This window comes from Chromobacterium aquaticum (assembly GCF_021129195.1).
In the GTDB taxonomy this organism is placed as follows: domain Bacteria; phylum Pseudomonadota; class Gammaproteobacteria; order Burkholderiales; family Chromobacteriaceae; genus Chromobacterium; species Chromobacterium aquaticum.
The window spans coordinates 1-21,240 of sequence record NZ_JAJOHW010000112.1 but is presented as its reverse complement, the minus strand read 5'-3'; the positions used below and the strand labels follow the sequence as shown (position 1 = coordinate 21,240).

Annotated in this window: 23 protein-coding genes and 1 pseudogene; 4 read left to right on the top strand and 20 right to left on the bottom strand. The window is 63.1% G+C overall.

Going from position 1 to position 21,240, the window contains the following annotated elements; genetic code table 11:
• Positions 1 to 150 precede the first annotated feature (150 nt).
• The 10 genes from LQT98_RS17455 to smpB all read right to left on the bottom strand — a co-directional run bounded on the left by LQT98_RS17455 (position 151) and on the right by smpB (position 8,748).
• Positions 151 to 432 carry a hypothetical protein gene (locus LQT98_RS17455; protein ID WP_231463871.1) on the bottom strand — a complete coding sequence of 94 codons (282 nt, stop codon included), beginning with the start codon at positions 430 to 432 and terminating at the stop codon, positions 151 to 153.
• Positions 429 to 818 (bottom strand): phage holin family protein, encoded by a 390-nt coding sequence (locus LQT98_RS17450; protein ID WP_231463870.1) that lies wholly within the window; start codon positions 816 to 818, stop codon positions 429 to 431. Before LQT98_RS17450 ends, LQT98_RS17455 begins: the two co-directional genes overlap by 4 nt.
• A gap of 3 nt (positions 819 to 821) precedes the next feature.
• Positions 822 to 1,139: a DUF883 family protein gene (locus LQT98_RS17445; protein WP_019103538.1), complete on the bottom strand. Its 318-nt coding sequence runs from the start codon at positions 1,137 to 1,139 to the stop codon at positions 822 to 824.
• A 137-nt stretch (positions 1,140 to 1,276) separates the two neighbouring features.
• Complete coding sequence (locus tag LQT98_RS17440; RefSeq protein ID WP_048411168.1) at positions 1,277 to 2,587, bottom strand: MFS transporter; 1,311 nt, start codon at positions 2,585 to 2,587, stop codon at positions 1,277 to 1,279.
• A 222-nt stretch (positions 2,588 to 2,809) separates the two neighbouring features.
• On the bottom strand, positions 2,810 to 4,330 hold the full coding sequence (locus tag LQT98_RS17435; RefSeq protein ID WP_269326069.1) for a DHA2 family efflux MFS transporter permease subunit: 1,521 nt from the start codon (positions 4,328 to 4,330) through the stop codon (positions 2,810 to 2,812).
• Positions 4,323 to 5,261: an NADP-dependent oxidoreductase gene (locus LQT98_RS17430; RefSeq protein ID WP_231463865.1), complete on the bottom strand. Its 939-nt coding sequence runs from the start codon at positions 5,259 to 5,261 to the stop codon at positions 4,323 to 4,325. The genes LQT98_RS17435 and LQT98_RS17430 overlap by 8 nt, the downstream gene beginning before the upstream one ends.
• Positions 5,258 to 6,037, bottom strand: a complete 780-nt coding sequence (locus LQT98_RS17425; RefSeq protein WP_231463862.1) for a TetR/AcrR family transcriptional regulator — start codon at positions 6,035 to 6,037, stop codon at positions 5,258 to 5,260. Before LQT98_RS17425 ends, LQT98_RS17430 begins: the two co-directional genes overlap by 4 nt.
• Before the next feature lie 229 nt (positions 6,038 to 6,266).
• Positions 6,267 to 7,850, bottom strand: coding sequence for a glutamine-hydrolyzing GMP synthase (guaA, locus tag LQT98_RS17420; protein ID WP_231463875.1), 1,584 nt, complete (start codon positions 7,848 to 7,850; stop codon positions 6,267 to 6,269).
• Positions 7,851 to 7,936: 86 nt separating this feature from the next.
• Complete coding sequence (locus LQT98_RS17415; protein WP_231463860.1) at positions 7,937 to 8,293, bottom strand: hypothetical protein; 357 nt, start codon at positions 8,291 to 8,293, stop codon at positions 7,937 to 7,939.
• Complete coding sequence (gene smpB / locus LQT98_RS17410) at positions 8,293 to 8,748, bottom strand: SsrA-binding protein SmpB (protein ID WP_048410513.1); 456 nt, start codon at positions 8,746 to 8,748, stop codon at positions 8,293 to 8,295. Before smpB ends, LQT98_RS17415 begins: the two co-directional genes overlap by 1 nt.
• Positions 8,749 to 8,957: 209 nt before the next feature.
• On the opposite strand from smpB, the gene LQT98_RS17405 reads away from it, so the two are divergent.
• Positions 8,958 to 9,395: a type II toxin-antitoxin system RatA family toxin gene (locus tag LQT98_RS17405; RefSeq protein ID WP_231463858.1), complete on the top strand. Its 438-nt coding sequence runs from the start codon at positions 8,958 to 8,960 to the stop codon at positions 9,393 to 9,395.
• Positions 9,388 to 9,696: an RnfH family protein gene (locus LQT98_RS17400; protein ID WP_231463873.1), complete on the top strand. Its 309-nt coding sequence runs from the start codon at positions 9,388 to 9,390 to the stop codon at positions 9,694 to 9,696. Before LQT98_RS17405 ends, LQT98_RS17400 begins: the two co-directional genes overlap by 8 nt.
• A 36-nt stretch (positions 9,697 to 9,732) precedes the next feature.
• On the opposite strand, the gene LQT98_RS17395 is transcribed toward LQT98_RS17400, so the two are convergent.
• The 5 genes from LQT98_RS17395 to LQT98_RS17375 form a co-directional block, all read right to left on the bottom strand.
• Positions 9,733 to 11,532 carry a GGDEF domain-containing protein gene (locus tag LQT98_RS17395; RefSeq protein WP_231463856.1) on the bottom strand — a complete coding sequence of 600 codons (1,800 nt, stop codon included), beginning with the start codon at positions 11,530 to 11,532 and terminating at the stop codon, positions 9,733 to 9,735.
• Between the two features lie 81 nt (positions 11,533 to 11,613).
• Positions 11,614 to 11,904, bottom strand: coding sequence for a cell division protein FtsB (ftsB, locus tag LQT98_RS17390; protein WP_019103546.1), 291 nt, complete (start codon positions 11,902 to 11,904; stop codon positions 11,614 to 11,616).
• A 3-nt stretch (positions 11,905 to 11,907) separates the two neighbouring features.
• The gene (eno, locus tag LQT98_RS17385; RefSeq protein WP_048410516.1) at positions 11,908 to 13,191 is read right to left on the bottom strand and encodes a phosphopyruvate hydratase; all 1,284 of its coding nucleotides are present in this window, start codon (positions 13,189 to 13,191) and stop codon (positions 11,908 to 11,910) included.
• 81 nt (positions 13,192 to 13,272) lie between these two features.
• Positions 13,273 to 14,124, bottom strand: coding sequence for a 3-deoxy-8-phosphooctulonate synthase (gene kdsA, locus LQT98_RS17380; protein WP_231463854.1), 852 nt, complete (start codon positions 14,122 to 14,124; stop codon positions 13,273 to 13,275).
• The gene (locus LQT98_RS17375; protein WP_048410518.1) at positions 14,121 to 15,767 is read right to left on the bottom strand and encodes a CTP synthase; all 1,647 of its coding nucleotides are present in this window, start codon (positions 15,765 to 15,767) and stop codon (positions 14,121 to 14,123) included. The genes kdsA and LQT98_RS17375 overlap by 4 nt, the downstream gene beginning before the upstream one ends.
• Before the next feature lie 291 nt (positions 15,768 to 16,058).
• On the opposite strand from LQT98_RS17375, the gene rpmB reads away from it, so the two are divergent.
• The gene (gene rpmB, locus LQT98_RS17370; protein ID WP_011137003.1) at positions 16,059 to 16,292 is read left to right on the top strand and encodes a 50S ribosomal protein L28; all 234 of its coding nucleotides are present in this window, start codon (positions 16,059 to 16,061) and stop codon (positions 16,290 to 16,292) included.
• Positions 16,293 to 16,328: 36 nt separating this feature from the next.
• On the top strand, positions 16,329 to 16,484 hold the full coding sequence (gene rpmG / locus LQT98_RS17365) for a 50S ribosomal protein L33 (RefSeq protein WP_017506994.1): 156 nt from the start codon (positions 16,329 to 16,331) through the stop codon (positions 16,482 to 16,484).
• A 203-nt stretch (positions 16,485 to 16,687) separates the two neighbouring features.
• On the opposite strand, the gene LQT98_RS17360 is transcribed toward rpmG, so the two are convergent.
• From LQT98_RS17360 to LQT98_RS17340, 5 genes and pseudogenes are all read right to left on the bottom strand, one after another.
• Positions 16,688 to 17,278, bottom strand: a complete 591-nt coding sequence (locus LQT98_RS17360) for a uracil-DNA glycosylase (RefSeq protein WP_231463852.1) — start codon at positions 17,276 to 17,278, stop codon at positions 16,688 to 16,690.
• A 272-nt stretch (positions 17,279 to 17,550) separates the two neighbouring features.
• Positions 17,551 to 17,994: a ribosomal protein S18-alanine N-acetyltransferase gene (rimI, locus tag LQT98_RS17355; protein ID WP_231463850.1), complete on the bottom strand. Its 444-nt coding sequence runs from the start codon at positions 17,992 to 17,994 to the stop codon at positions 17,551 to 17,553.
• Positions 17,991 to 18,665, bottom strand: a complete 675-nt coding sequence (gene tsaB / locus LQT98_RS17350) for a tRNA (adenosine(37)-N6)-threonylcarbamoyltransferase complex dimerization subunit type 1 TsaB (protein ID WP_231463848.1) — start codon at positions 18,663 to 18,665, stop codon at positions 17,991 to 17,993. The genes rimI and tsaB overlap by 4 nt, the downstream gene beginning before the upstream one ends.
• Before the next feature lie 49 nt (positions 18,666 to 18,714).
• Positions 18,715 to 19,938, bottom strand: coding sequence for an EAL and HDOD domain-containing protein (locus LQT98_RS17345; RefSeq protein ID WP_231463846.1), 1,224 nt, complete (start codon positions 19,936 to 19,938; stop codon positions 18,715 to 18,717).
• 19 nt (positions 19,939 to 19,957) lie between these two features.
• Positions 19,958 to 21,240 (bottom strand): annotated as a pseudogene (locus LQT98_RS17340) (chemotaxis protein CheA); the annotation flags it as partial.

Genomic DNA, 21,240 nt, shown 5'->3' with positions numbered 1-21,240 from the left:
GAATTCAGGAAGATGATGAAGGAGATGGAGAAGGACATGGCCTCCATCGACAAGATGCTGGAGACGGGGGAAATCTCGGGGAACGGAGAAATGGACGTCCAGGTCCACGTCGATGCGGACGCCGGCGCGAATGTGAACGTCCAGGCCTGATCAGCTTTTGCGCCAGAACCGGCGGCCCAACTGCCACAGCGCCCATAGCCGCGCGCCGGTTCCCAGCCAGGATTGCAGCCTCCCGCCCGGCGGCAGCAGGCTGCCCAGCATGGCCAGCACCTTGCCGATGCCGCGCTGCCGTCCCCAGGCCTTCAGGCCTTCGCCCGCGGCGCCGAGGGGGTGGCGGCGCAGGCTGTCCAATTCCAGGCGCAGCTTGACTCTGAGCGCCTCGCCTTTCATCACCAGCAGCTGTTTCTTGATGGCGCGGTCTTGCGGGCTCACGGCGCGTCTCCTCCGCCCAGGGCCGCCCAGTCCTTGCGGACTTCGTCCAGCGTGACGGAGAAGGCGGCGGGCTGGGCGCGCAGGCGTTGGCGCAGGCGAAAACCCAGCAGCGCGCCGGCGCCGCAGAACAGCAGTGCGCAGGCACCCAGCGCCCAGGCGCGCTGGGCCGGCGGGGTCAGAGTCCAGATCAGCAACAAACCCGCCATCAGGCCGACGGCGATCAGTATCAGGGCCAGCATGCCGGTGAACAGGCTGGCGATGATCTCGTCCTTGAGCTCCTGGGCTTCAAGCGTCAGCAATTCCGCCCGGGTCAGCAGCAAGGAAGCCACGCCGCCGGCGAAGGAGCGCAGGCTGCCGGGGCGGGCTCGAGCTTGGCGTTGCGGCATGCCTTAGCGGCGGGAGACCAGCATGCCCAGCAGGAAGGCGACGCCGGCGGCGATGCCGATGGACTTCCACGGATTTTCATGCACGTATTGATCGGTCGCCTTGGCTGCAACCTTGGCCTTGCCGACGACCACTTGCTCGGCGTCCAGCAGCTTGGCCTTGGCCACTTTCAGCTTTTCGCTGACGCGCTGGCGGATTTCCTTGCTCTTCTGGCTGCCGTCATCCAGCGAAGCGTCGATCAGTTCCTCGGTGCTGACCAGAACCTGGCGCACGTCATCCAGTAATTGCTCTTTTTCCTTGGCGATTGCAGCGGCATTGGACATAAAGACCTCCTGGCTTAAATGATGGAAAATCCGCGGCGCGATGCGGGCCCGCGGTGCAGCAAACATGCTGGCTGCTGTTGAACCTAACAGGCCGCGCCGTTGACGTCAAACGCTGATCAAGACAGGTGCGAGCCAGGTCAAACCCGGCCGTAGGCAGCGTTTTCCCAAGCCGGGGCTTTCGGCGCGCGGAAGCGGCTGGCGGTGAACAGGCCTACGCCGCCCATGGCCAAGCCAAGCCAGACCGAGACCCAGGGGCTCCACGGCGTGGCGGCGATCAGCAGCAGGGGCGCGGCGCTGGCCCATAGCGAATAGGCGATATTGTAGGTGATGGCGATGCCGGAAACGCGGATATCGGCGGGAAACAGGCTGATCATCGCCGAAGGCACCACGCCGACGATGCCGCAGCACAGGCCGGTCAGCGCGTAGGCCAGACCGGGCCAGCGCCAGCCGCCTATCAGGCTGGCGTAGAGCAGGCCGACGCCCAGCGGCAGCAGCAGGCTGTACAGGGCCAGGCTGCGCACCGGGCCGATGCGGTCGGTGACGCGGCCGGCGATCACGCAGCCCAGATTCAGGAACACGATGCCCAGGCTGCCTAGCGCGAACGCTTGCTTGGCCGGCCAGGCGAAATGCTGTTGCAGCAGGGTGGGCGTGACCACGACCGGAATGATGACCGCGGTGGTTAGCACGCAGGTCAACGCCGCCGCGGGCAGCAAGGTGCGCCTATGCACGCGTAGCACCTCGAGCAGCGGATAGGCGCGCTCCGCGCGCTGAGCGCGCATGGTGACGAACACCGGGGTTTCATTGAGCCAGCGGCGCAGCCAGACGCCGAACAGCCCCAAGGGCCCGCCAAGCAGGAAGGGCAAACGCCAGGCGTAGTCCTGCATTTGCTGGGGACTGAAGGTTTCGGCCAGCAAGGTGGCGGTCAGCGCGCCCAGCAGATAGCCCATGGTCAGGCCGGCCTGCAGCAGGCCCAGCGCGTAGCCGCGATGGCGTGCCGGCGCGTGTTCGGCGACAAAGGTCCAGGCGCTGGGCACTTCGCCGCCCACCGCGGCGCCCTGCAGCAGGCGCAGGCACAAGAGCAGCAGCGGCGCCAGGTAGCCGATCTGGGCATAGGTGGGCAGCAGGCCGATCAGCAGACAGGGGCCGGCCATCATCAGCATGCTGAGGCTGAACATGCGCTTGCGGCCGAGACGGTCGGCGAAGTGCGCCATCAGCACGCCGCCCAGCGGCCGCGCGAGGTAGCCGGTGGCGAAGATGCCGAAGGTTTGCAGCAGGCGCAGCCATTCCGGCATCTGCGGAGGGAAGAACAACTGGCTCAGCGTGGCGGCAAAAAAGGCGAAGATGATGAAATCGTAGATTTCGAGCGCGCCGCCCAATGCGGCCAGTCCGAGCGTGCGGTAGTCGGAACGGGACAAAGCGGTGGCGGCGGGCGTGATCATGGCGGTCATGGAACGATGGGCTCGGGGATGGTACGGGTGCTGGCTGCGAGGCTTAATGCGCGCCGGCGGCGGCGTGGCCTTGGGTTTCTTCCGCCTGATTAAGGCGATGCGAATATGGTGGTATGGCAAACATGCGGCCAGTTTAGCGCGTGTCGGCTGCGGTGGCGATAGTCTGTTGCATCTTGATGGCATAAAAAGCCTTGGCCATGGCCGGGCGCGCCCCGTCTCAGCTCATGCCAGGGGACGAGGCGCAATGGGGCCGCTGCGGAACAGCAGGGTGGCCAGGATGCCACCGCAGAGGAAAGCGCCGCATGCGGCCCCAAAAACGAGATGGTTTCCCGCGAGCGTGGCATCGATGATGCTTGCCGGGCGGGATGCGCTCGCGGCATGCCGCGCGGTGTGGGCGGCGATGGCGGTCGAGGACAGCGAATTGAATACGGCGATTCCGATCGCTCCGCCGATCTGCTGAGCCGCGCTCACCAGCGCGGAAGCGGCGCCCGCGTCCTGATGCTGGACGCCGCTGGTCGCGGCATTCTGCACCGGGCTGATGATCATTCCGAAGCCCAGGCCGCTCACCAGCAGCGGCGGCAGAATGTGCGCGGCATAGCTGGAGTTTGCGTCGATGGCGGTGAACATGGCCATGCCGACAGCTGCCAGCCCGCACCCGGCGGATACCAGCCAGCGCGGGCCCATCCGCGGGAACAGCGCCGCGCCGGAGACGATGGAGCTGACGACCACTGCGCCTATCATGGGCAGGAAGGCCGCGCCGCTCAGAATGGGGCCGAACTTCAGGATGTCTTGCAGGTAGTAACTTAGAAACAGGAAGACAGCGAACATGCCCATGCCGGTGACGCCCAGCGTCAGATAGGCGCCGCCGCGGGTTCGATCGAGAACAATGCGCAGCGGCAACATCGGCTGCTCTGCGTGATGTTCGATGAGCACGAAAGCGATCATCAGCCCCAGCCCGGCGAGGAGCGGGCCGAGGGTGCCCAAGCCGCTCCACCCATTGGCGGCGGCGTTGCCGAGACCGGATACGATGCCAAGCAGGCCAAGCGTCGCGGCGATGGCGCCAGACAGGTCCAGCGGCATGCGCTGCGGGCTATCGTCGCGGGGCAGGAAGGCCAGCGCGCCCAGCAGCGCGACCGCGCCGAAAATCAGGTTGATGTAGAGGCTCCAGCGCCATGACAGCGCCTCGGTGAGCACGCCGCCCAGCAGCAGGCCCAGCACGCCGCCTACGCCGGAAACAGCGCCGAAAACAGCGAAAGCGCGACCACGTTCCTCCGCCTGGTCCGAGAAAATCACGGACAGCAGGGACAGGGCCGCCGGCGCGAGCAGCGCCGCGCAAGCGCCCTGGCCGATACGGGCCAGGAGCAGCGCGTTGAAGCTGGCGGCGGCGCCGCCCATCGCTGAGGCGAGCAGCAGGCCGATCACGCCGATCAGGAACATCCGCCTGCGCCCGAAGAGGTCGGAGAGCCGGCCTCCCAGAAGCAAGAGGCTTCCGAACGCGAGGGTGTAGCCGGTGACTATCCATTGCCTATCGGCGCTGGAAAATCCCAGGTCATGCTGCGCGGACGGCAAGGCGATGTTGACGATGGTGTTGTCCAACACGTCCATCAATTGCGCCAGGCTCAACACACCGAGCGCCAGCCATCGACCGGAGGCGTCCGGCCTCCGCTGCGCTGCGTGCCCGTGTGGTTCCGTGCTGACAGACGCCAATCGGCAGCATGGGTCCGGCGGCAGTTTGTCATTCATCTTGCGCGTGCCTATTTGGGGCACCGGGAGGGTGGATGAGCAGAACCAGCTTGCCGGTGGCGCGGCCAGCCTCGCCCACGCAGTGCGCAGCGGCGGCGCGGGAAAGTGGGAAGGTCTGTACGACGGGCGGTGTGAAGCGCCCCGCGGCGATCCGCGCGCCGATCTGCGAGAGCGCGTAGAGCGCGCGGCCATCGTCTCCTCGGCTGAAACGCACGCCATGCTGCGCGGCGCCGTCTACGTCGGCGACGGTCACAATATGTTGTGGGCTTCCTGTCAGGCCGATGAGCTCAGGCAGGATGCCATTGCCGGCGACATCAAGCGCCAAATCGATTCCGGCCTGCGCCAAAGCCCGGATACGCCCCATCATGCCTGCGCCGTATGCAACGGCTTCGGCGCCCATCGCATGCAGCAAGATGTGTTTGGCTGGGCTGGCGCTGCCTATCACACGCGCTCCGCGCGCTACGGCGAGTTGCACGGCGGCGGCACCGATATTCCCGGACGCTCCGTTGATCAGCAGCGTGTCGCCTGCGGCGACACCGAGTTGATCCAGCGCGCGGGCGGCGGTTTCTATCGCGGCAGGCAAGGCGGCCGCCTCAGCGAACTCAAGCGTGGCGGGGATGGGGGCGTAGTGGGTGAGCACCGCCAATTCGGCTTGAGCCGCGCCATCCAGGCAGAAGCCGAACACGCGATCGCCAAGCGCCACGTCGCTGACACCGGCGCCGAGCTCGTCGACGATCCCGGCTGCCTCGTAGCCCAGCGTCTGAGGGAGCTGTTGATCCATCAATCCCTGGCGCTTTTTCCAGTCGCTGGCGTTCACGCCGGCGGCGCGCACGGCGATCCTGAGCTGGCCGGGGCCTGGGTGCGGTTCGGCCAGCTCGACGATCTCCAGCACCTCGGGGCCGCCAAATGCGCTGAAACGCAGTGCCTTCATGGTTTTCCAGGCCCAGCGGCTAGCTCCTGGCCTGGTTGCGGCGAGTTCAGAGCCAGTCCGCGCAGCAGCAGGTCCAAGGTGAAGTCGAAGCGTTCGTGTCCATTTCCGGCGACGATTTCCCGCAAGTGGGCGACCGTGTGCGGGAAATGACTTGCGGGCAGCATCCGTAGCCGCGCGGCGATCCCGTCCCGGTCGCAGGGCTGGCCATCGACACCCTGGCTGTCAGCTTGGCGTAGCGATCTTTCCAGGCTGTAGGCGCCGACATACAAGATCGCGGCATCTATCGCCCATGCGGCCGGCTGAGCCTCCACCCCGCCGGCCAGCAGAATCGCGAGCAGTCCTTCATTGATCCGCAATGCGTGCAGATTGCGCGGCGCGCCGGAGAAGGTGGCCTGCGAGATGCCGGGGTTGGCGAGGTATAGATCGCGCAGCTGCGCACAGATCGCCTTGAATTGCATCATCCATGCGTCGGGACTTGGCGTTGGCAGTTCCACGCGCGCGCATAGCTCGCCGATCAACAGATCGTCCAATTCCGCTTTATCGCGCACATGCGCGTACAACGATGCGGGGCCGGTCTCCAGCGCGCTGGCGACTCTGCGCATCGTCAAGGCATCGAAACCTTCGGCGGCCACCAGCGCCAATGCGGCTTGCACGATGCGCTGCGGCGTGATCGGGGGCTTGCGGCGGCGGCTTGTCGTGTCATCGCCGTCCAGGGCGGCCAGCTGCGCCGCCCAAGCGTCCAGGGATTCCGTCTGATGGGGTTTTTTCTTGGCCATGGGCGCATCATATAACGAACGTTGTTCGTATGTAAAACAGCGTTCGTTTTTGCGCATGCTGTGTGGCTCAGCGATCCAGGGAGATCGGCGCTTGCGCATTGATGGCAGGGGTTGGACGCACGGGGTGGGGCGAGAACGATGGGGAGGCAATAAGAAATGCCACTGACGCTGTGAAAACAATCGTCAGTGGCATTGGGGATGCTTGATTAAATCAAGCGCTTGGCAGGGCTCACTCCCACTCGATCGTGGCCGGCGGTTTGCCGGACACGTCGTACACCACGCGGTTGATGCCCTTGACTTCGTTGATGATGCGGTTGGATGCGCGGCCCAGCAGGCTGTACGGCAGCTCCGCCCAGTGCGCGGTCATGAAGTCGCTGGTGACCACGGCGCGCAGCGCGACAACGTAGTCGTAAGTGCGGCCGTCGCCCATCACGCCCACCGATTTCACCGGCAGGAACACGGCGAAGGCCTGGCTGGTCAGTTCGTACCAGTTCTTGCCGGTTTTCTCATCCACGGTGTTGCGCAGTTCTTCGATGAAGATGGCGTCGGCCTGGCGCAGCAGATCGGCGTATTCTTTCTTCACTTCACCGAGGATGCGCACGCCCAGACCCGGGCCCGGGAAGGGGTGGCGGTACACCATGTCGTGCGGCAGGCCGAGCGCGACGCCCAGCTGGCGCACTTCGTCCTTGAACAGCTCGCGCAGCGGTTCCAGCAGCTTGAGGTTCATGTCTTCCGGCAGGCCGCCTACATTGTGGTGGCTCTTGATGGTGTGGGCCTTCTTGGTCTTGGCGCCGGCGGATTCGATCACGTCCGGGTAGATGGTGCCCTGGGCCAGCCATTTGGCGTTGCTGAGCTTGCCGGATTCGCGGTCGAACACCTCGATGAATTCCGCGCCGATGATCTTGCGCTTCTTCTCCGGATCGCTCTCGCCGGCCAGCTTGCTCATGAAGTCGGCTTCCGCCTGCACGTGCACCACTTTCACGCCCAGGTTCTGCGCGAACATTTCCATCACCATCTTGCCTTCGTTCAGGCGTAGCAGGCCGTGATCTACGAAGACGCAAGTCAGTTGCGGGCCGATGGCGCGGTGGATCAGCGCGGCGGCCACCGAGGAGTCCACGCCGCCGGACAGGCCGAGGATGACTTCTTCGTCGCCCACTTGCTCGCGGATTTTCTTTACCGCTTCGTCGATGTAGTTGGGCATGGTCCAACTGGGCTTGCAGCCGGCCACGTGCAGCACGAAGCGGTGGATCATTTCGGTGCCGCGCTTGGTGTGGGTCACTTCCGGATGGAACTGCACGCCGTAGAGGCCGCGGCTCTCGTCGGCCATCGCCGCGATCGGGCAGGACGGGGTCTCGGCGATCACGTTGAAGCCCGGCGGCAGGCCGGTGACTTTGTCGCCGTGGCTCATCCAGACGTCGAGGAAGCCGTTGCCGGCGTCGTCCACCTGATCCTGCAGGCCTTCCAGCAGTTTGGAGTGGTGACGGGCCTTGATCTGGGCGTAGCCGAACTCGCGCTTGTCGCCGGCTTCCACTTTGCCGCCGAAGGTCTGGGCCATGAACTGCATGCCGTAGCAGATGCCCAGCACCGGAACGCCGAGCTCGAACAGCGCCGGATCGGCCTGGTAGTCGGATTCGTACACCGAGTTGGGGCCGCCGGAAAGAATGATGGCCTTGGGCGCGAACGCGCGGATCTCGTCCAGCGGCATGTCAAAAGAATGAAGCTCACAGTAGACGTGAGCTTCGCGTACGCGGCGGGCAATCAGCTGGGTGACCTGAGAGCCGAAATCGAGAATGAGGATTTTGTCCATGCCTATCCTTCAGGAAATGTTGTCGGCCGTGCGGCCATGACGATTGAGATGTTGTGACGGGCGGCGAACCGTGCGGCGGTGCGCGCCCGAGTTCATTGTTCGATGTCCGGCGGCGGCAGCCGGCTGTGGCGGCGGCTGCGTTCCGGAATCTGCTCGCTGCGCGCCAGCAGCATCAGCAGGCCGGCGATGATCATGCCGAACGACAGCAGATGGCTTGGGCGCAGGCCGGAATTGTCGTACAGATAGATGGCGGCGCCGGCGTAGATCAGCAGCGGGCTGGTGATCAAGGTGGACTTGTTGAAGCCGTCGACGATGAACAGCAGAACGCCGGCGGCAGCCAGCAGCAGCGCGAGCAGGGTGGAGGTATTGGGCAGCAGCGAGGTGCTCTTCAGGAACCAGACCGATCCCAGGCAGATGAGCACGATGGGCAGGGCGGCGCTGCGGTTCATCAGGCGGCTCCGCGCTGGTTCTTCATGAAGCGCTGCTTCTCGCGCTGCCATTCGCGGTCCTTCTCGGTGTCGCGCTTGTCGTGCAGCTTCTTGCCCTTGGCCAGCCCCACTTCCGCCTTGACGTTGCCGCGGGTGTAGTGCAGGTCCAGCGCCATCATGGTGTAGCCGGCGCGTTCAACCTTGCCGATGAAGCGATTGATCTGCTCTTGCGACAGCAGCAGCTTGCGCGGGCGCACCGGGTCGGCCTTGACGTGGGTGGAGGCGGATTGCAGCGGCGTGATATGGCAGCCGATCAGCCAGAACGCGCCGTTTTTCCAGTCCACGTAGCTTTCCTTCAGCTGGACGCGGCCGGCGCGTATGGCCTTGACTTCCCAACCTTCCAGCACGAGCCCGGCTTCGAGCTTTTCCTCGATGAAGTAGTCGTGGAAGGCTTTGCGGTTCTGGATGATGCTCATGTCGGCTATCGGAGTATCTTTGGGGTGAATCCTCCATTGTACCAGAAGCCGGCCGCTTGCCAAAGCCATGAAAATACAGCGCTTTGGCGCGTGCGGGCGGACGCGGGCGGGTGGGCCGCGCCGGATTTTGCTAAACTTGCGATTTTACCGGTGCCGACGATTTCCCCCGCCGCGGCGCGGGATGGGCGCAGACGATAAGCGAGCGATGGATGCAGGTGGTTGAGAAAAGCGTGCTGGTGGCGCACACGCCGGCGCAGATGTTTGCGCTGGTTGACGATATTGAACATTACAGCCGGTTCCTGCCCTGGTGCGGCAAGACCGAAGTGCTGTCACGGGAGGGCGACCAGGTGGTGGCCAGCCTGCACATCGATTACCTGAAGGTGAAGCAGCATTTCACCACCCGCAACACCAATCAGCCGGGTGAGTCCATTCTGATGGAACTGGTGGACGGTCCGTTCGAGCAGCTGGAAGGGCGCTGGCACTTCAAGCCCCTGGGCGAGATCGGCTGCAAGGTGGAGTTTCACCTCAGCTATCAGTTTTCCAGCAAGATACTGGAAATGGTCATCGGGCCGGTGTTCGGTCATATTTCCGGCACCCTGGTGGATGCCTTCATCAAGGAGGCCGACAAGGTTTATGGCGATGACTGAGACGGTGCAGGTGGAGGTGGCGCTGGCCTTGCCCGAGCGTCAGGAACTGGTGGTCTTGCAGGTGGCGGCGGGGACGACCGCGCGTCAGGCGGTGGAGCTGTCCGGCTTGCTGGCGCGCTGCCCGCAATTGGAGCCGGATAGCCTGAAGCTGGGCATCTTCGGCAAGGCGGTCAAGGATGATGCGGCGCTGCGCGAGCATGATAGGGTGGAAATCTACCGGCCCTTGATCGCCGACCCCAAGACGGTGCGGCGCGAGCGCGCCGAGGCCGGCAAGCGGATGAAAAAAGGCGGCGGTAACTAGCCGCCGCCGAGAGGAAGTCGAAGCGCCGCTCAGGGCTTATAACTGCGGCGCCATCAGCGACGGCGGTTGTTCCTCCGCGGAGTGCACCCGGTTCTTGCCGTTGAGCTTGGCCTGGTACATCGCTTGGTCGGCGCGTTCCAGCACATCGGCTTCTTGCTCGCCCAGATGCCATTTGGCGACACCGGCGCTGAAGGTGATCAGCAAGCGATCGTTGTTGGCCAGGAAAAAGGTCTTGGTCAGTTCACGCTGCAGCCGCTGCACGGTGGAGACGGCCTCGTCTTCCGGGGTGTCCGGCATCAGGATCACGAATTCCTCGCCGCCGAAACGAGCGACGATGTCGGCTGGACGCAGGCTGTGCTTGATGGTGTCCACCAGGTATTTCAAGGCGTCGTCGCCGGCCAGGTGGCCGTATTTGTCGTTCAGCTGCTTGAAGTTGTCGACATCCAGCAGCGCTAGGCTCAGCGGCGCGCCGGTGCGTTCGGCGCGGCTGATTTCGCGCTGGAAGTGCTCGGCCAGACCGCGGCGGTTGAAAGCGCCGGTCAACTGGTCTTCGCGCACTTTGGCGCTGGCGGCTTCCAGCGCGCCCTCCAGTTCGGCGATCCTCTGCTCGGCGGCTTCCACCTGTTCCTTGGCGGACAGCAGTTCGTCGCGGGAGCGGGTCAGGTCCAGCTGCATCAGCGAGGTGTCTTCCATCAGCAGGCCGATGATGCTGCCCAGTTCTTCCACATTCTGCGATTGCTTGATGCGGTCGCTGTGATCCTTGATCTTGTTCTGGAAGTCGTCGGTGCTGTCGGTCATCATCGCCAGCCGCGAGATGAAGCGGTCCAGCAGCGAGCGCAAGGAACTGGCGGCCTCGTCCAGCGAGGTTTTCAGCTGGCCTTGCTTGCGGATCACGTCCTTGAGGCTGGACTCCATCTGGTAGACCTGCTGCATGGACAAGGGCTCATGGCTGAGGATGTCCTGCAGAGTGTTCACCTGTCCTACCAGATAAGTGTCCGATTGATTGAGTTCGGCGATGTTTTCCAGCAGCAGGCGCAGCAGATTGGTCATCGCCGATACCAGGCGGTTGTCCTGTTGCGACTGCAGTTCCAGCTTGATCATGAAGGCGCGCAGCTTGGGCATGTAAGCGTTGAGCGTGGCGTCGTCGGCAACCTGGTTCAGTTCATTCAGCAGCGTTTCCAGCGCGTCCACCAGCTCTGGGTAGCTGGTCAGTCGCGGCTCCAGGCCGTGCTTGAGGGCGAAGGCCAGCGTGCGCTGCCAGGCCAGCCAGCTGTCGCCCAGGTTTTCCTCATTGTCTCCGCTTGCGGTCGGCGCGGCGGCTTCGGCCGCGGTGTTGGCGGGGCCGCCGGGCGGGGCGGACTGGGTCCAGTTCTGGATCAGCGTGGCCAGCTTCTGGTTCAATTCGTCGGGCTGATTGCCGTAGTTGATCAGCACCCGCTCCAGCGTGGATTGCTTGTGGTGCTGCGGCATATTGGGCAGCCGCAAATCCCAGTTGCGGATCAGGTTCTGGATCAGGGTTCCCCAGCTGTGCTGCTGCTGGTTGGTGTTGAGGGTGGAGCGCAGGAAGTCGATGATCAGCTGCGGCGCTTGTTCCCAGCGGTTTTCATCGAATACCTGTTTGAGACGGGTCAGCGTGACTTTGGCCTGCACGCTGTCCTGAGGCAGGGTTTCCAGCGCGCGCAACAGCAGCACGGCGAGCTTGTTGTCGCGGTCGACTGGTGTTTGGGTCAGCTCATGATAGACCCGCTCGAAGTTTTCCGGCGTAGGCAACAGCTTGCGCACTGTCAGCTGTTTGAGCGTTTCACGTGCGACTTCGATGGGGTTTTGTGTTGTCATTGCCCAAACCTTGGACTTTTTTAGACCGGACGTCATTCTTGTTGTCTGTTCAGCTCTACTCGTGCGGGTCCGGGCTGATGTTTAGCGTGGCGTTGGCTTCACCGGATCCAGCAATTGGAAAAATACTTCACCATTCCGAATCATGCCAAGTTCATTGCGGGCCCTCTCCTCGATGGCATCGGTCCCCTGTTTTAAGTCGCGCACTTCCGCGTCCAGCGCGGCGTTGCGGGCCACCAGCTTTTGCGTGGTCGCCCGCTGTTCCTGTAGTTGCTTGTCCAGCTGCCAGACTCTGAGCCAGCTTCCTTTGCCAAACCACAACGGCCATTGAAGGGCCAGTATTACTGTCACCAGAGTCAGGGTCAGCCAGCGCATAGTTTACTTCAGGTGGTAAAAGGCGGCTTTGCCCGGGTAGTAGGCGGCGTCGCCCAGCTCTTCCTCGATGCGCAGCAGCTGATTGTATTTCGCCATGCGGTCGGAACGGGACAGCGAGCCGGTCTTGATCTGCATGCAGTTGGTGGCAACGGCCAGATCCGCAATGGTGCTGTCTTCTGTTTCGCCGGAGCGATGGCTCATAACGCTGGTATAGCGGGAACGCTTGGCGAGATCAACCGCTTTCAGCGTTTCCGACAAGGTGCCGATCTGGTTGACCTTGACCAGCAGCGAGTTGGCCAGGCCGCCTTCGATGCCCTTGGCCAGGATCTTGGGGTTGGTCACGAACAGATCGTCGCCGACGATCTGCACGCGGGAGCCCAGGCGTTCGGTCAGCAGTTTCCAGCCGTCCCAGTCGTGCTCGCTCATGCCGTCCTCGATCGAGAGGATGGGGTAGTTGTTGACCAGGGTTTCCAGGTAGTCGGTGAACTGTTCGGAGCTCAGCTGCAGGCCTTCTGCGGTCAAGTGGTACTTGCCGTCCTTGTAGAACTCGGAGGAGGCGCAGTCCAGCGCCAGCATCACGTCCTGGCCGGCCACGTAGCCGGCGGCGTCAACGGCTTCCAGGATCAGCTTGATCGCGTCTTCATGGCTGCTCAGATTGGGCGCGAAGCCGCCTTCGTCGCCGACGGTGGTGGCATAGCCTTTCTGGTCGCAGATCTTCTTCAGGCTGTGGAAGATTTCCGCGCCGCAGCGCAGTGCTTCGCGGAAGGTTTGCGCGCCTACCGGCATGATCATGAACTCCTGGATGTCCAGGGTGTTGTTGGCGTGAGCGCCGCCGTTGATCACGTTCATCATCGGCACCGGCAGGGCCATCGGGCCAGCGCCGCCCAGGTAACGGTACAGCGGCAGGCCGGCGTCTTCGGCTGCGGCGCGGGCCACGGCCATGGACACGGCCAACAGCGCGTTGGCGCCGAGGCGGGATTTGGTTTCGGTGCCGTCCAGTTCGATCAGGGTCTTGTCGATGAAGGCCTGGTCACTGGCGTCGAGGCCGATGATGGCTTCGCAGATTTCGGTGTTGATGTTTTCCACCGCCTTCAACACGCCCTTGCCCAGGTAACGGCTCTTGTCGCCGTCGCGCAGTTCCAGCGCTTCCTTTTCGCCGGTGGAGGCGCCGCTGGGCACCGCCGCGCGGCCCATCACGCCGGATTCCAGCAATACGTCCGCTTCCACGGTCGGATTGCCGCGCGAATCCAGAATCTCACGAGCTACCACATCGATGATCGAACTCATTTACATTTCCTCCAAAGGCTGGTTGTGTTCGGGCGGAGGGCGCGCAACCGGCCTTGGCCGGTTGCGATCTGCGCCTGCCGTTTACAGGGTGTGTTCCGGCCAGGGATTCTGCTTGACCAGCGCGTCCAGCGACTTGAGCGTGGTCAGCAATTCCTTCATGCGCGGCAGCGGCCAGGCGTTGGGGCCATCGGACATCGCGCAGGCGGGATCGGGGTGGGTTTCCATGAAGATGCCGGCGATGCCGGCCGCCACCGCGGCGCGCGCCAGCACCGGCACGAACTCGCGCTGGCCGCCGGACGAAGTGCCCTGGCCGCCGGGCAGCTGCACCGAGTGAGTGGCGTCGTAGACCACCGGGCACTGGGTGTCGCGCATGATCATCAGCGAGCGCATGTCGGATACCAGGTTGTTGTAGCCGAAGGACACGCCGCGTTCGCAGGACATGAAGCTGTCTTCCTCGAGATTGGCTTCGCGCGCGGCGGCACGGGCCTTGTCGATGACGTTCTTCATGTCGCCCGGGGCCAGGAACTGCCCCTTCTTGATGTTGACCGGCTTGCCGCATTGAGCGACGGCGCGGATGAAGTCGGTCTGACGACACAGGAAGGCCGGGGTCTGCAACACGTCGACCACGCTGGCGACTTGCACGATCTCGTTCTCATTGTGCACATCGGTCAGCACCGGCACGCCGATTTGGCGCTTCACTTCCGAGAGGATGCGCAGGCCTTCATCGATGCCGAAGCCGCGGAAGGAGCCGCCGGACGAGCGGTTGGCCTTGTCGTAGCTCGATTTGTAGATGAAGTTGATGCCCAGCTCGGCGGTGATTTCCTTGAGCTGGCCGGCGGTGTCCAGCGCCATCTGCTCGCTTTCGATCACGCAGGGACCTGCGATCAGGAACAGCGGATGATTGAGGCCGACTTCGAATCCGCACAGTTTCATGCTTTAGATCCTTGCTTGTCCGCTTGATATTGCAGCGCCGCTTTCACGTAGGAGATGAACAGCGGGTGGCCGTCGCGCGGAGTCGAGGTGAATTCCGGATGGAACTGGCAGGCGAAGAACCAGCGGTGATTGGCCAGCTCAATGGTTTCCACCAGTTTCTCGTGGCCGGCGGAGCGGCCGCTGATGGTCAGGCCGGCCTGTTCCAGACGCTGGATGTAGTAGTTGTTGACTTCGTAGCGGTGACGATGGCGTTCCACGATTTCATGGTTGCCGTAGATCTTGGCCGCCAGGGACTCCGGAACCAGATCGCATTGCTGGCCGCCCAGGCGCATGGTGCCGCCCAGATTGGAGTTCTCGTCGCGCTTTTCCACCTTGCCGTCGTGGTTGACCCATTCGTCGATCAGGGCCACCACCGGGAAATCGGTGTCGAGGTCGAATTCGGTGGAGTTGGCGCCGGCCATGCCAGCCACGTCGCGCGCGTACTCGATCAGCGCGATCTGCATGCCCAGGCAGATGCCCATATAGGGGATGTTGTTCTCACGGGCGAACTTCACCGCCTTGATCTTGCCTTCCACGCCGCGCTTGCCGAAGCCGCCCGGTACCAGGATGGCATCCATGTCCTTCAGCGAATCGGCGCCGTCGCGCTCGATTTCCTCGGAGTCGACATAGATGATGTTGACGTTGGTGCGGGTGTGGATGCCGGCGTGCTTCAGCGCCTCGGTCAGCGATTTGTAGGATTCGGTCAGGTCGACGTACTTGCCCACCATCGCGATATTGATGCTGTGGTCCGGGTGCTCGATCGCGTCGATGATGCGGCCCCATACCGACAGATCCGCCTTGGGTAGATCCAGCTGCAGCTGCTCGGCGATGATGTCGTCAATGCCTTGGCCGTGAAGCATGGCCGGCACTTTGTAGATGGAGTCCGAATCGTAACAGCCGATGACCGCGTTTTCCTCAACGTTGCAGAACAGCGCGATCTTGCGTTTTTCGTCTTCCGGCAGTTCGCGGTCCATCCGGCACAGCAGCACATCCGGCTGAATGCCGATCTCGCGCAGCTCTTTCACCGAGTGCTGGGTGGGCTTGGTCTTGATCTCGCCGGCGGTGGCGATGTAGGGCACGTAGGACAGGTGCACATACAGGGTGTTCTTGCGGCCCAGGTTGGAGCGCATCTGGCGGATGGCTTCCAGGAAGGGCAGCGATTCGATATCGCCGACGGTGCCGCCGATTTCAACGATGGCGACATCGGCATCGGCCGCGCCTTCGTGCATCTTCAGCTTGATTTCGTCGGTGATGTGCGGGATCACCTGCACGGTGCCGCCGAGGTAGTCGCCGCGACGTTCCTTGGTGATGACCGATTCGTAAACCTGACCGGTGGTGAAATTGTTGCTTTTCTTCATCTTCGCGTGGATGAAGCGCTCGTAGTGACCCAGGTCGAGGTCGGTTTCCGCGCCGTCTTCGGTGACGAACACCTCGCCGTGCTGGAACGGGCTCATGGTGCCCGGGTCGACGTTGATATAGGGGTCGAGCTTCAGCATGGTGACTTTCAGCCCGCGAGATTCAAGGATGGCGGCGATGGACGCAGCGGCAATGCCCTTACCCAGGGAGGACACCACACCGCCGGTTACGAAGATGTACTTGGTCATGAGATTACGGCTCTATGGGAATCCGGGATTCTACCCTGAAATCGTTGCGATTTGAATCGCTTCGAACCATGTTGTTGCATGTCGCGCCTAGGTGGCGACAGGAGCGGCGCGGACGGCCTTATCTCTGATCGCAAGAAATGCTCGCATCCCTGTCGCAAATGCGGTACAATTGCCGCCGACTGTTTCATCCACGATCGCACCCTAAGCAGTAGGCGGGTGCGTTTTCTGCTTGAGTGTCTGGCTTTGTCTATGATATAAAGCCAGCTTTTACCGGTTTTGGGAGTGTTTAACATGGCGCGTGTTTGCAAAGTCACCGGCAAGCGTCCGATGACCGGGAACAATGTTTCCCACGCCAACAATAAGACTAAACGTCGTTTCCTGCCCAACCTGCAATATCGCAAGTTCTGGGTTGAGAGCGAAAACCGCTGGGTGCGTCTGCGCGTATCCAACGCGGCACTGCGTACCATCGACAAAGTTGGCATCGATGTAGTGCTGGCTGATCTGCGCGCTCGCGGCGAGATCTGATTGCGGTCAACCAGAGAAAGCTACTGAGGTAATAACATGCGCGATAAAATCAAGCTAGAGTCCACCGCTGGCACCGGCCACTTCTACACCACGACGAAGAACAAGCGTACGATGCCGGAAAAAATGGAGATCAAGAAATTTGATCCCGTTGCTCGCAAGCACGTCCTGTACAAAGAAACCAAGCTGAAATAAGCCGGTTTCCGCGGGAACGCAAAGAAGAGCCCTTCTCTGGTGCACGGAGAAGGGTTTTTTTATGGGCCGGTTTCTAGCCAGGTATCAAAAAACCCCGTCAGGCATGAGCCTGGCGGGGTTTTTGCGCTTCTAGGGCGGGGTCAAGGTCCGTTGCGCTTGGCGCAAGCTAGGGAGCCTATTTCGCAGCGACGCTCAAGCGGTGCTCAGGAGCGATCCTGGAGGCGGGCGAAGGTATTGCGGGCGAACACCAGATCCTGCCAGGCTTTGTGCTTGTCGGGTTGGTTGCGCAGCAGATAGGCGGGATGGTAGCTGACGATTAGCGGGATATCCTGATAGCTGTGCAGCTTGCCGCGCAACTGGCCTATGCTTTTTTCCGTCTGAAGCAGGGTTTGGGCGGCGAAACGGCCCAGCGCGAGGATCAGCGTGGGCTGGATGTGGCGGATCTGCTGGATCAGGTAGTTCTGGCAGGAGGCGATTTCATCGCCGCTGGGGTTGCGGTTGCCCGGCGGGCGGCATTTGAGCACATTGGCGATGTACACGTCCTGGTCACGGTCCAGGCCAGTAGCGCTCAGCATATTGTCCAGCAGCTGCCCGGCGCGGCCGACAAAGGGTAGGCCTTGTTTATCCTCTTGCTCGCCTGGCGCTTCGCCTATCAGCAGCCAGCGCGCCTGCTTGTTGCCGCGGCCGAACACGGTTTGGGTGCGGGTCTGGCACAGCCGGCAGTCGCGGCAGTCGCGCACGGCGCGCTCCAAGGCATCCCATTCCAGCAAGGGTGCCGCGGTGTCCGCAACCATGGCCGGCACGGCAGCCGGAGCGGCGACGGGTGTAGGCGCAGGCGTTGCCGCTTCGGCAGGGCTGGGTGCGGGCTGTGGCGGAGTGCTTGCTGGAGCGGGAGCGGCCTGGATGGGGGCGATGACGGCTGGGGCCGGCTCGGCGTTTGTGGTTTCCGCTGACTCTGCTTGACACAGGCTGCGCTGCAGCGCAGCCGGGTGTTGTTCGAACCAGCCCGGGCGGCCTTCCCAGCCGGGGCCCAGGCCGATCAGGCGTTGGATCTGCGCCGAGCGATTCATAATCCGGTCTCCATCAGGATGGCGTCCTCGCGGCCGTGGGCGCAGGGATAGTAGTTCTTGCGCAAGCCACTCTCGACAAAACCCTGGCGCTGATACAGATGTCGCGCGACGGCATTGCCAGCTCGTACTTCGAGAAACAGACGTCGCGCGCCGGCGGCGGCCAGGCTGGCGCTCAGTTCTCGCAGCAGTCGGCCGCCCAGCCCCTGGCCCTGCCATTGCGGGTCGATCACGATATTGAGTAGTTCCGCCTCGTCCAGCACGCTCTGGGTGACGGCGAAGCCCTGCAGCTGTTCCGCGGCGAACAAGCCGTGGAATTGGTGGCCGCAGCGCAGCGAGTCCTGATATTGCGCCGCGGACCAGCCATGGGTGTGGGCGCGGCTTTCCAGTTCTGCCAGCTGGATGGCGTCGGTTGGGATGAAAATGCGATAGCCTTCGCTCATTTCTGCCGAGCCAGTTGCTGTTCTTGCGAGGTCAGCGCGACTTTATTGCGCACATAGAGCAATTCGGCCTCGCGCGCGGGCAGCAGCGGATAGCGACCGCTACGCGCCAGCGGGAAATAGGCGAGGGCATTGGGCAGCAATTCGGCGCGGACGACGGCTGCGCCGGCATTTTCCAGTAGCGCGGGATAGCGTTCGAAGCCGTCGCCGGCCGCGATCGAAACATCCTGCGGCCAGCTCAGCGCTTCAGGCGCGGCGACGCTGATCGGGCCCAGCCGTTCGGGCGCTCCAGCGTCCGTGACGCGGTAACAGGCGCTGTAGACCTGCTGCATCCTGGCGTCCAGGCAGACCAGCACCGTGCCGGCGCCGGCTTGCTGGGCGATATTGTCCAGCGTTGGAATGCAGATCACCGGCAGGCCGGCGGAGAAGGCCAGTCCTTGCGCTAGACCGCAGGCGATGCGCAGACCGGTGAAGGAGCCCGGGCCTTGGCCGAAGGCGATGGCGTCCAGTTGCTCCAGGCTGATCTCGGCTTGCTGCAGCAGGCGCGCCAGTTCCGGCAGCGCGCGCTCGGCGTGTTTCTGCTCGACTTTCTCGTGAAAGGAGAAGGTGCGCTCGCCGTTGTCTACGGCCAGGGATAGATACGAGGTGGAACAATCAATGGCAAGCAATTTCATCGGGGAATTCGGTCTCAAGCTTTAAGGCTGCGGGCTGCAAGACTGCGAATTATAAGCCGAGTTCTTCCACCCAGGCGAGCGCGGAGACATGGGCTTGATTGAATTGCTCGCTGCTGAGCTTGAGCTGGGCGCACAATTCGGGCACGCCGCTGAGCTGCCCGTGCTCGCAGGCCTTGACCAGCTTGAGGAAGCTGCTCATCGTGCCTTTTTCGTGCAGCAGCGCCTCGGTGATGGGGTCCGGCAGTTGCAGGTGTTCGAGGATATTGTCCATCGGCATGTCGAACAGCACGTCCAGCAGGCTGAACATGCCGATGATGAACAGATTGTCGCAGGTGTCGTGGCGTTCGCCGTGGGCCTTGCCCAGCAGTTCCATGAAGCGACCGCGGGTGACGGCGGTTTTTTGCAGCGCCGGCGGCGCATGGCCTTCGTCCGAGGCGGTGACCAGCAGCAGGGTCAGCCAGCGGTACAGCTTCTGGTAGCCCAGCACGGTGACGGCGTGGGAGAAGGAACTGATGCTGGTATTCAGACCTGCCGCGGCCGAGTTGACGTAGCGCAGCAGCTTGTAGGACAGCGCCAGATCGCGCTTGAGCACTTGTTCGACATCGCGGATGTCGGCGTCCATGCGCAAGAGATTGAGCAGTTCCAGCGTGTTGCGGAAGGAGGGGTGGATGACCTTGGCGGACAGGGTTTCCGGCTGGGCGAAATAGAAGCCCTGGAAGCCGTCCATGCCCAATTCCTTGCATAGATGAAACTGAGCGTGGGTTTCCACGCGCTCGGCGATGCGTATCACCGGGTAGCTGCGCAGCCGCGACGCCAGCATCTGGAAGCGGTTGGTGTCGTGGTGCTGGATGTCCAGCTTGACGTAGTTGGCCAGTTCCAGGAAGGCTGCGGCCGGCGACTCGAAGCTGAAGTCGTCCAGCGAAATGCCGAAGCCCAGCGAGCGCAGATGGCGCGCGCGCGACAGCAGCTCATTGGAGGGCACGATGCGCGGCGAGATGTCGAGAATGACGCGGCGCGGCGGCAGCAGTTCGAGGAACTCGCTGCTAAGCATGGCTTCGCCGATATTGATGAAGGCCAGCTTGCTGCCGATCAGCCAACTGGTGCCCATATTGTTGAGCGTGTTGACCAGCACCTGGGTGTCGGCTTGCAATTCGGTATGCTTGCCGACGCCGGAGGCCTCGCCGCTGGGACGAAAAAGCAGCTCATAGCCTATGAGCTGCTGATTGCGGTTGAGAACGGCCTGCCTGCCTATAAAGGCGCTAGTCGAGGTCATTGTCCCGGTATGCCTCTGTTCAGGTGGCGATCAAGTCCGCGGAACGAGTGACGCTGTTGCTGGTTTCGCTGGAGGAGAGCAGGTCTTCCATGTCCAGTACCAGCACGACGGAGCCATCGCCGGACAAGGTGGCGCCAGCCACGCCTTTCGGGCGGATGTTCTGCAGCGGTTTGATCACCACGTCGTCGCGGCCGACGAAGGAGTCGATCGCCAGGATGAAGGATTTTTCCGCCGACTGCATCAGCACGCCGAAATAAGGCTTTTGCGTCGGTTCCCAACCCAGCAGGCCGGCCAGGGTCTTCAGCGGCAGGATTTCGTCACGCACCACGATGGTGGGCTTGCCGGAGACTTCCTGAATCGCGTTCGGGTCTATGGTGATGATTTCGCGCACCATCGCCAGCGGCACGGCGAACGGCTGGTTGCAGGCCCGCACCACCAGTACCGGCAGGATGGCCAGCGTCAGCGGCAGCGAGATGCTGATGCGGGTGCCTTCGCCCGGCACCGAGTTGATGTCGATGCGGCCGTTCAGCTTCTGGATATTGGTGCGCACCACGTCCATGCCCACGCCGNNCGGGCAGGAAGATCAGCTGCAGGCACTGTTTTTCATCCAGGGAGTTGGCGCTCTCCTGGTCGATCAGACCTTTTTCGATCGCCTTGCGGCGCAGCGCGTCGGCGTTCATGCCCTTGCCGTCGTCGGTGATCTCGATCAGGATATGATCGCCCACCTGTTCTGCGGTCAGCTGCACCAGCGCCTGCGGCTTCTTGCCGGCGGCGATGCGCTCTTCCGGCTGCTCGATGCCGTGGTCGACGGCGTTGCGCACCAAGTGGACCAGCGGGTCGTTCAAGTCCTCGATCATGGTCTTGTCCAGCTCGGTTTCTTCGCCGGACAGCACCAGTTCGACTTCCTTGCCTAGCTGACGCGCGAGGTCGCGCGCCAAGCGCGGGTATTTCTGGAACAGGCGGCCAATCGGCTGCATGCGGGTTTTCATCACCGCGTTCTGCAGATCGCCGACCAGCAAGTCCAATTGGCTGATTGCCTCGTCCAGCGAGCGCAGGGTATTGGTGTCGCGGTTGCCTTGCAGGATCTCGGTGCGCAGCGTGGTCAGCCGGTTCTTGGTCAGGCCGATTTCGCCGGACAGGTTCAGCACCATGTCCAGGCGCACGGTATCGATGCGGATGGTGTTTTCCTGCGGGCCGCTGCTGCTGGGCGCATTGGTCGCCGGTTTGCTCGGCGCCGGCTTGGGCGGCGCTTTTGGCGCGGGCGCAGCGGCAACCGGCGCGGGGGCCGGAGCAGCTGGGGCC

Excerpts from the sequence above, each read along its gene's own strand:
- LQT98_RS17450 (WP_231463870.1), bottom strand. The coding sequence starts at position 818 with ATGCCGCAACGCCAAGCTCGAGCCCGCCCCGGCAGCCTGCGCTCCTTC.
- LQT98_RS17445 (WP_019103538.1), bottom strand. The coding sequence starts at position 1,139 with ATGTCCAATGCCGCTGCAATCGCCAAGGAAAAAGAGCAATTACTGGAT.
- LQT98_RS17440 (WP_048411168.1), bottom strand. The coding sequence starts at position 2,587 with ATGACCGCCATGATCACGCCCGCCGCCACCGCTTTGTCCCGTTCCGAC.
- LQT98_RS17435 (WP_269326069.1), bottom strand. The coding sequence starts at position 4,330 with ATGAATGACAAACTGCCGCCGGACCCATGCTGCCGATTGGCGTCTGTC.
- LQT98_RS17430 (WP_231463865.1), bottom strand. The coding sequence starts at position 5,261 with ATGAAGGCACTGCGTTTCAGCGCATTTGGCGGCCCCGAGGTGCTGGAG.
- LQT98_RS17425 (WP_231463862.1), bottom strand. The coding sequence starts at position 6,037 with ATGGCCAAGAAAAAACCCCATCAGACGGAATCCCTGGACGCTTGGGCG.
- LQT98_RS17415 (WP_231463860.1), bottom strand. The coding sequence starts at position 8,293 with ATGAACCGCAGCGCCGCCCTGCCCATCGTGCTCATCTGCCTGGGATCG.
- smpB (WP_048410513.1), bottom strand. The coding sequence starts at position 8,748 with ATGAGCATCATCCAGAACCGCAAAGCCTTCCACGACTACTTCATCGAG.
- LQT98_RS17405 (WP_231463858.1), top strand. The coding sequence starts at position 8,958 with ATGCAGGTGGTTGAGAAAAGCGTGCTGGTGGCGCACACGCCGGCGCAG.
- LQT98_RS17400 (WP_231463873.1), top strand. The coding sequence starts at position 9,388 with ATGACTGAGACGGTGCAGGTGGAGGTGGCGCTGGCCTTGCCCGAGCGT.
- LQT98_RS17395 (WP_231463856.1), bottom strand. The coding sequence starts at position 11,532 with ATGACAACACAAAACCCCATCGAAGTCGCACGTGAAACGCTCAAACAG.
- ftsB (WP_019103546.1), bottom strand. The coding sequence starts at position 11,904 with ATGCGCTGGCTGACCCTGACTCTGGTGACAGTAATACTGGCCCTTCAA.
- eno (WP_048410516.1), bottom strand. The coding sequence starts at position 13,191 with ATGAGTTCGATCATCGATGTGGTAGCTCGTGAGATTCTGGATTCGCGC.
- kdsA (WP_231463854.1), bottom strand. The coding sequence starts at position 14,124 with ATGAAACTGTGCGGATTCGAAGTCGGCCTCAATCATCCGCTGTTCCTG.
- LQT98_RS17375 (WP_048410518.1), bottom strand. The coding sequence starts at position 15,767 with ATGACCAAGTACATCTTCGTAACCGGCGGTGTGGTGTCCTCCCTGGGT.
- rpmB (WP_011137003.1), top strand. The coding sequence starts at position 16,059 with ATGGCGCGTGTTTGCAAAGTCACCGGCAAGCGTCCGATGACCGGGAAC.
- rpmG (WP_017506994.1), top strand. The coding sequence starts at position 16,329 with ATGCGCGATAAAATCAAGCTAGAGTCCACCGCTGGCACCGGCCACTTC.
- LQT98_RS17360 (WP_231463852.1), bottom strand. The coding sequence starts at position 17,278 with ATGGTTGCGGACACCGCGGCACCCTTGCTGGAATGGGATGCCTTGGAG.
- rimI (WP_231463850.1), bottom strand. The coding sequence starts at position 17,994 with ATGAGCGAAGGCTATCGCATTTTCATCCCAACCGACGCCATCCAGCTG.
- tsaB (WP_231463848.1), bottom strand. The coding sequence starts at position 18,665 with ATGAAATTGCTTGCCATTGATTGTTCCACCTCGTATCTATCCCTGGCC.
- LQT98_RS17345 (WP_231463846.1), bottom strand. The coding sequence starts at position 19,938 with ATGACCTCGACTAGCGCCTTTATAGGCAGGCAGGCCGTTCTCAACCGC.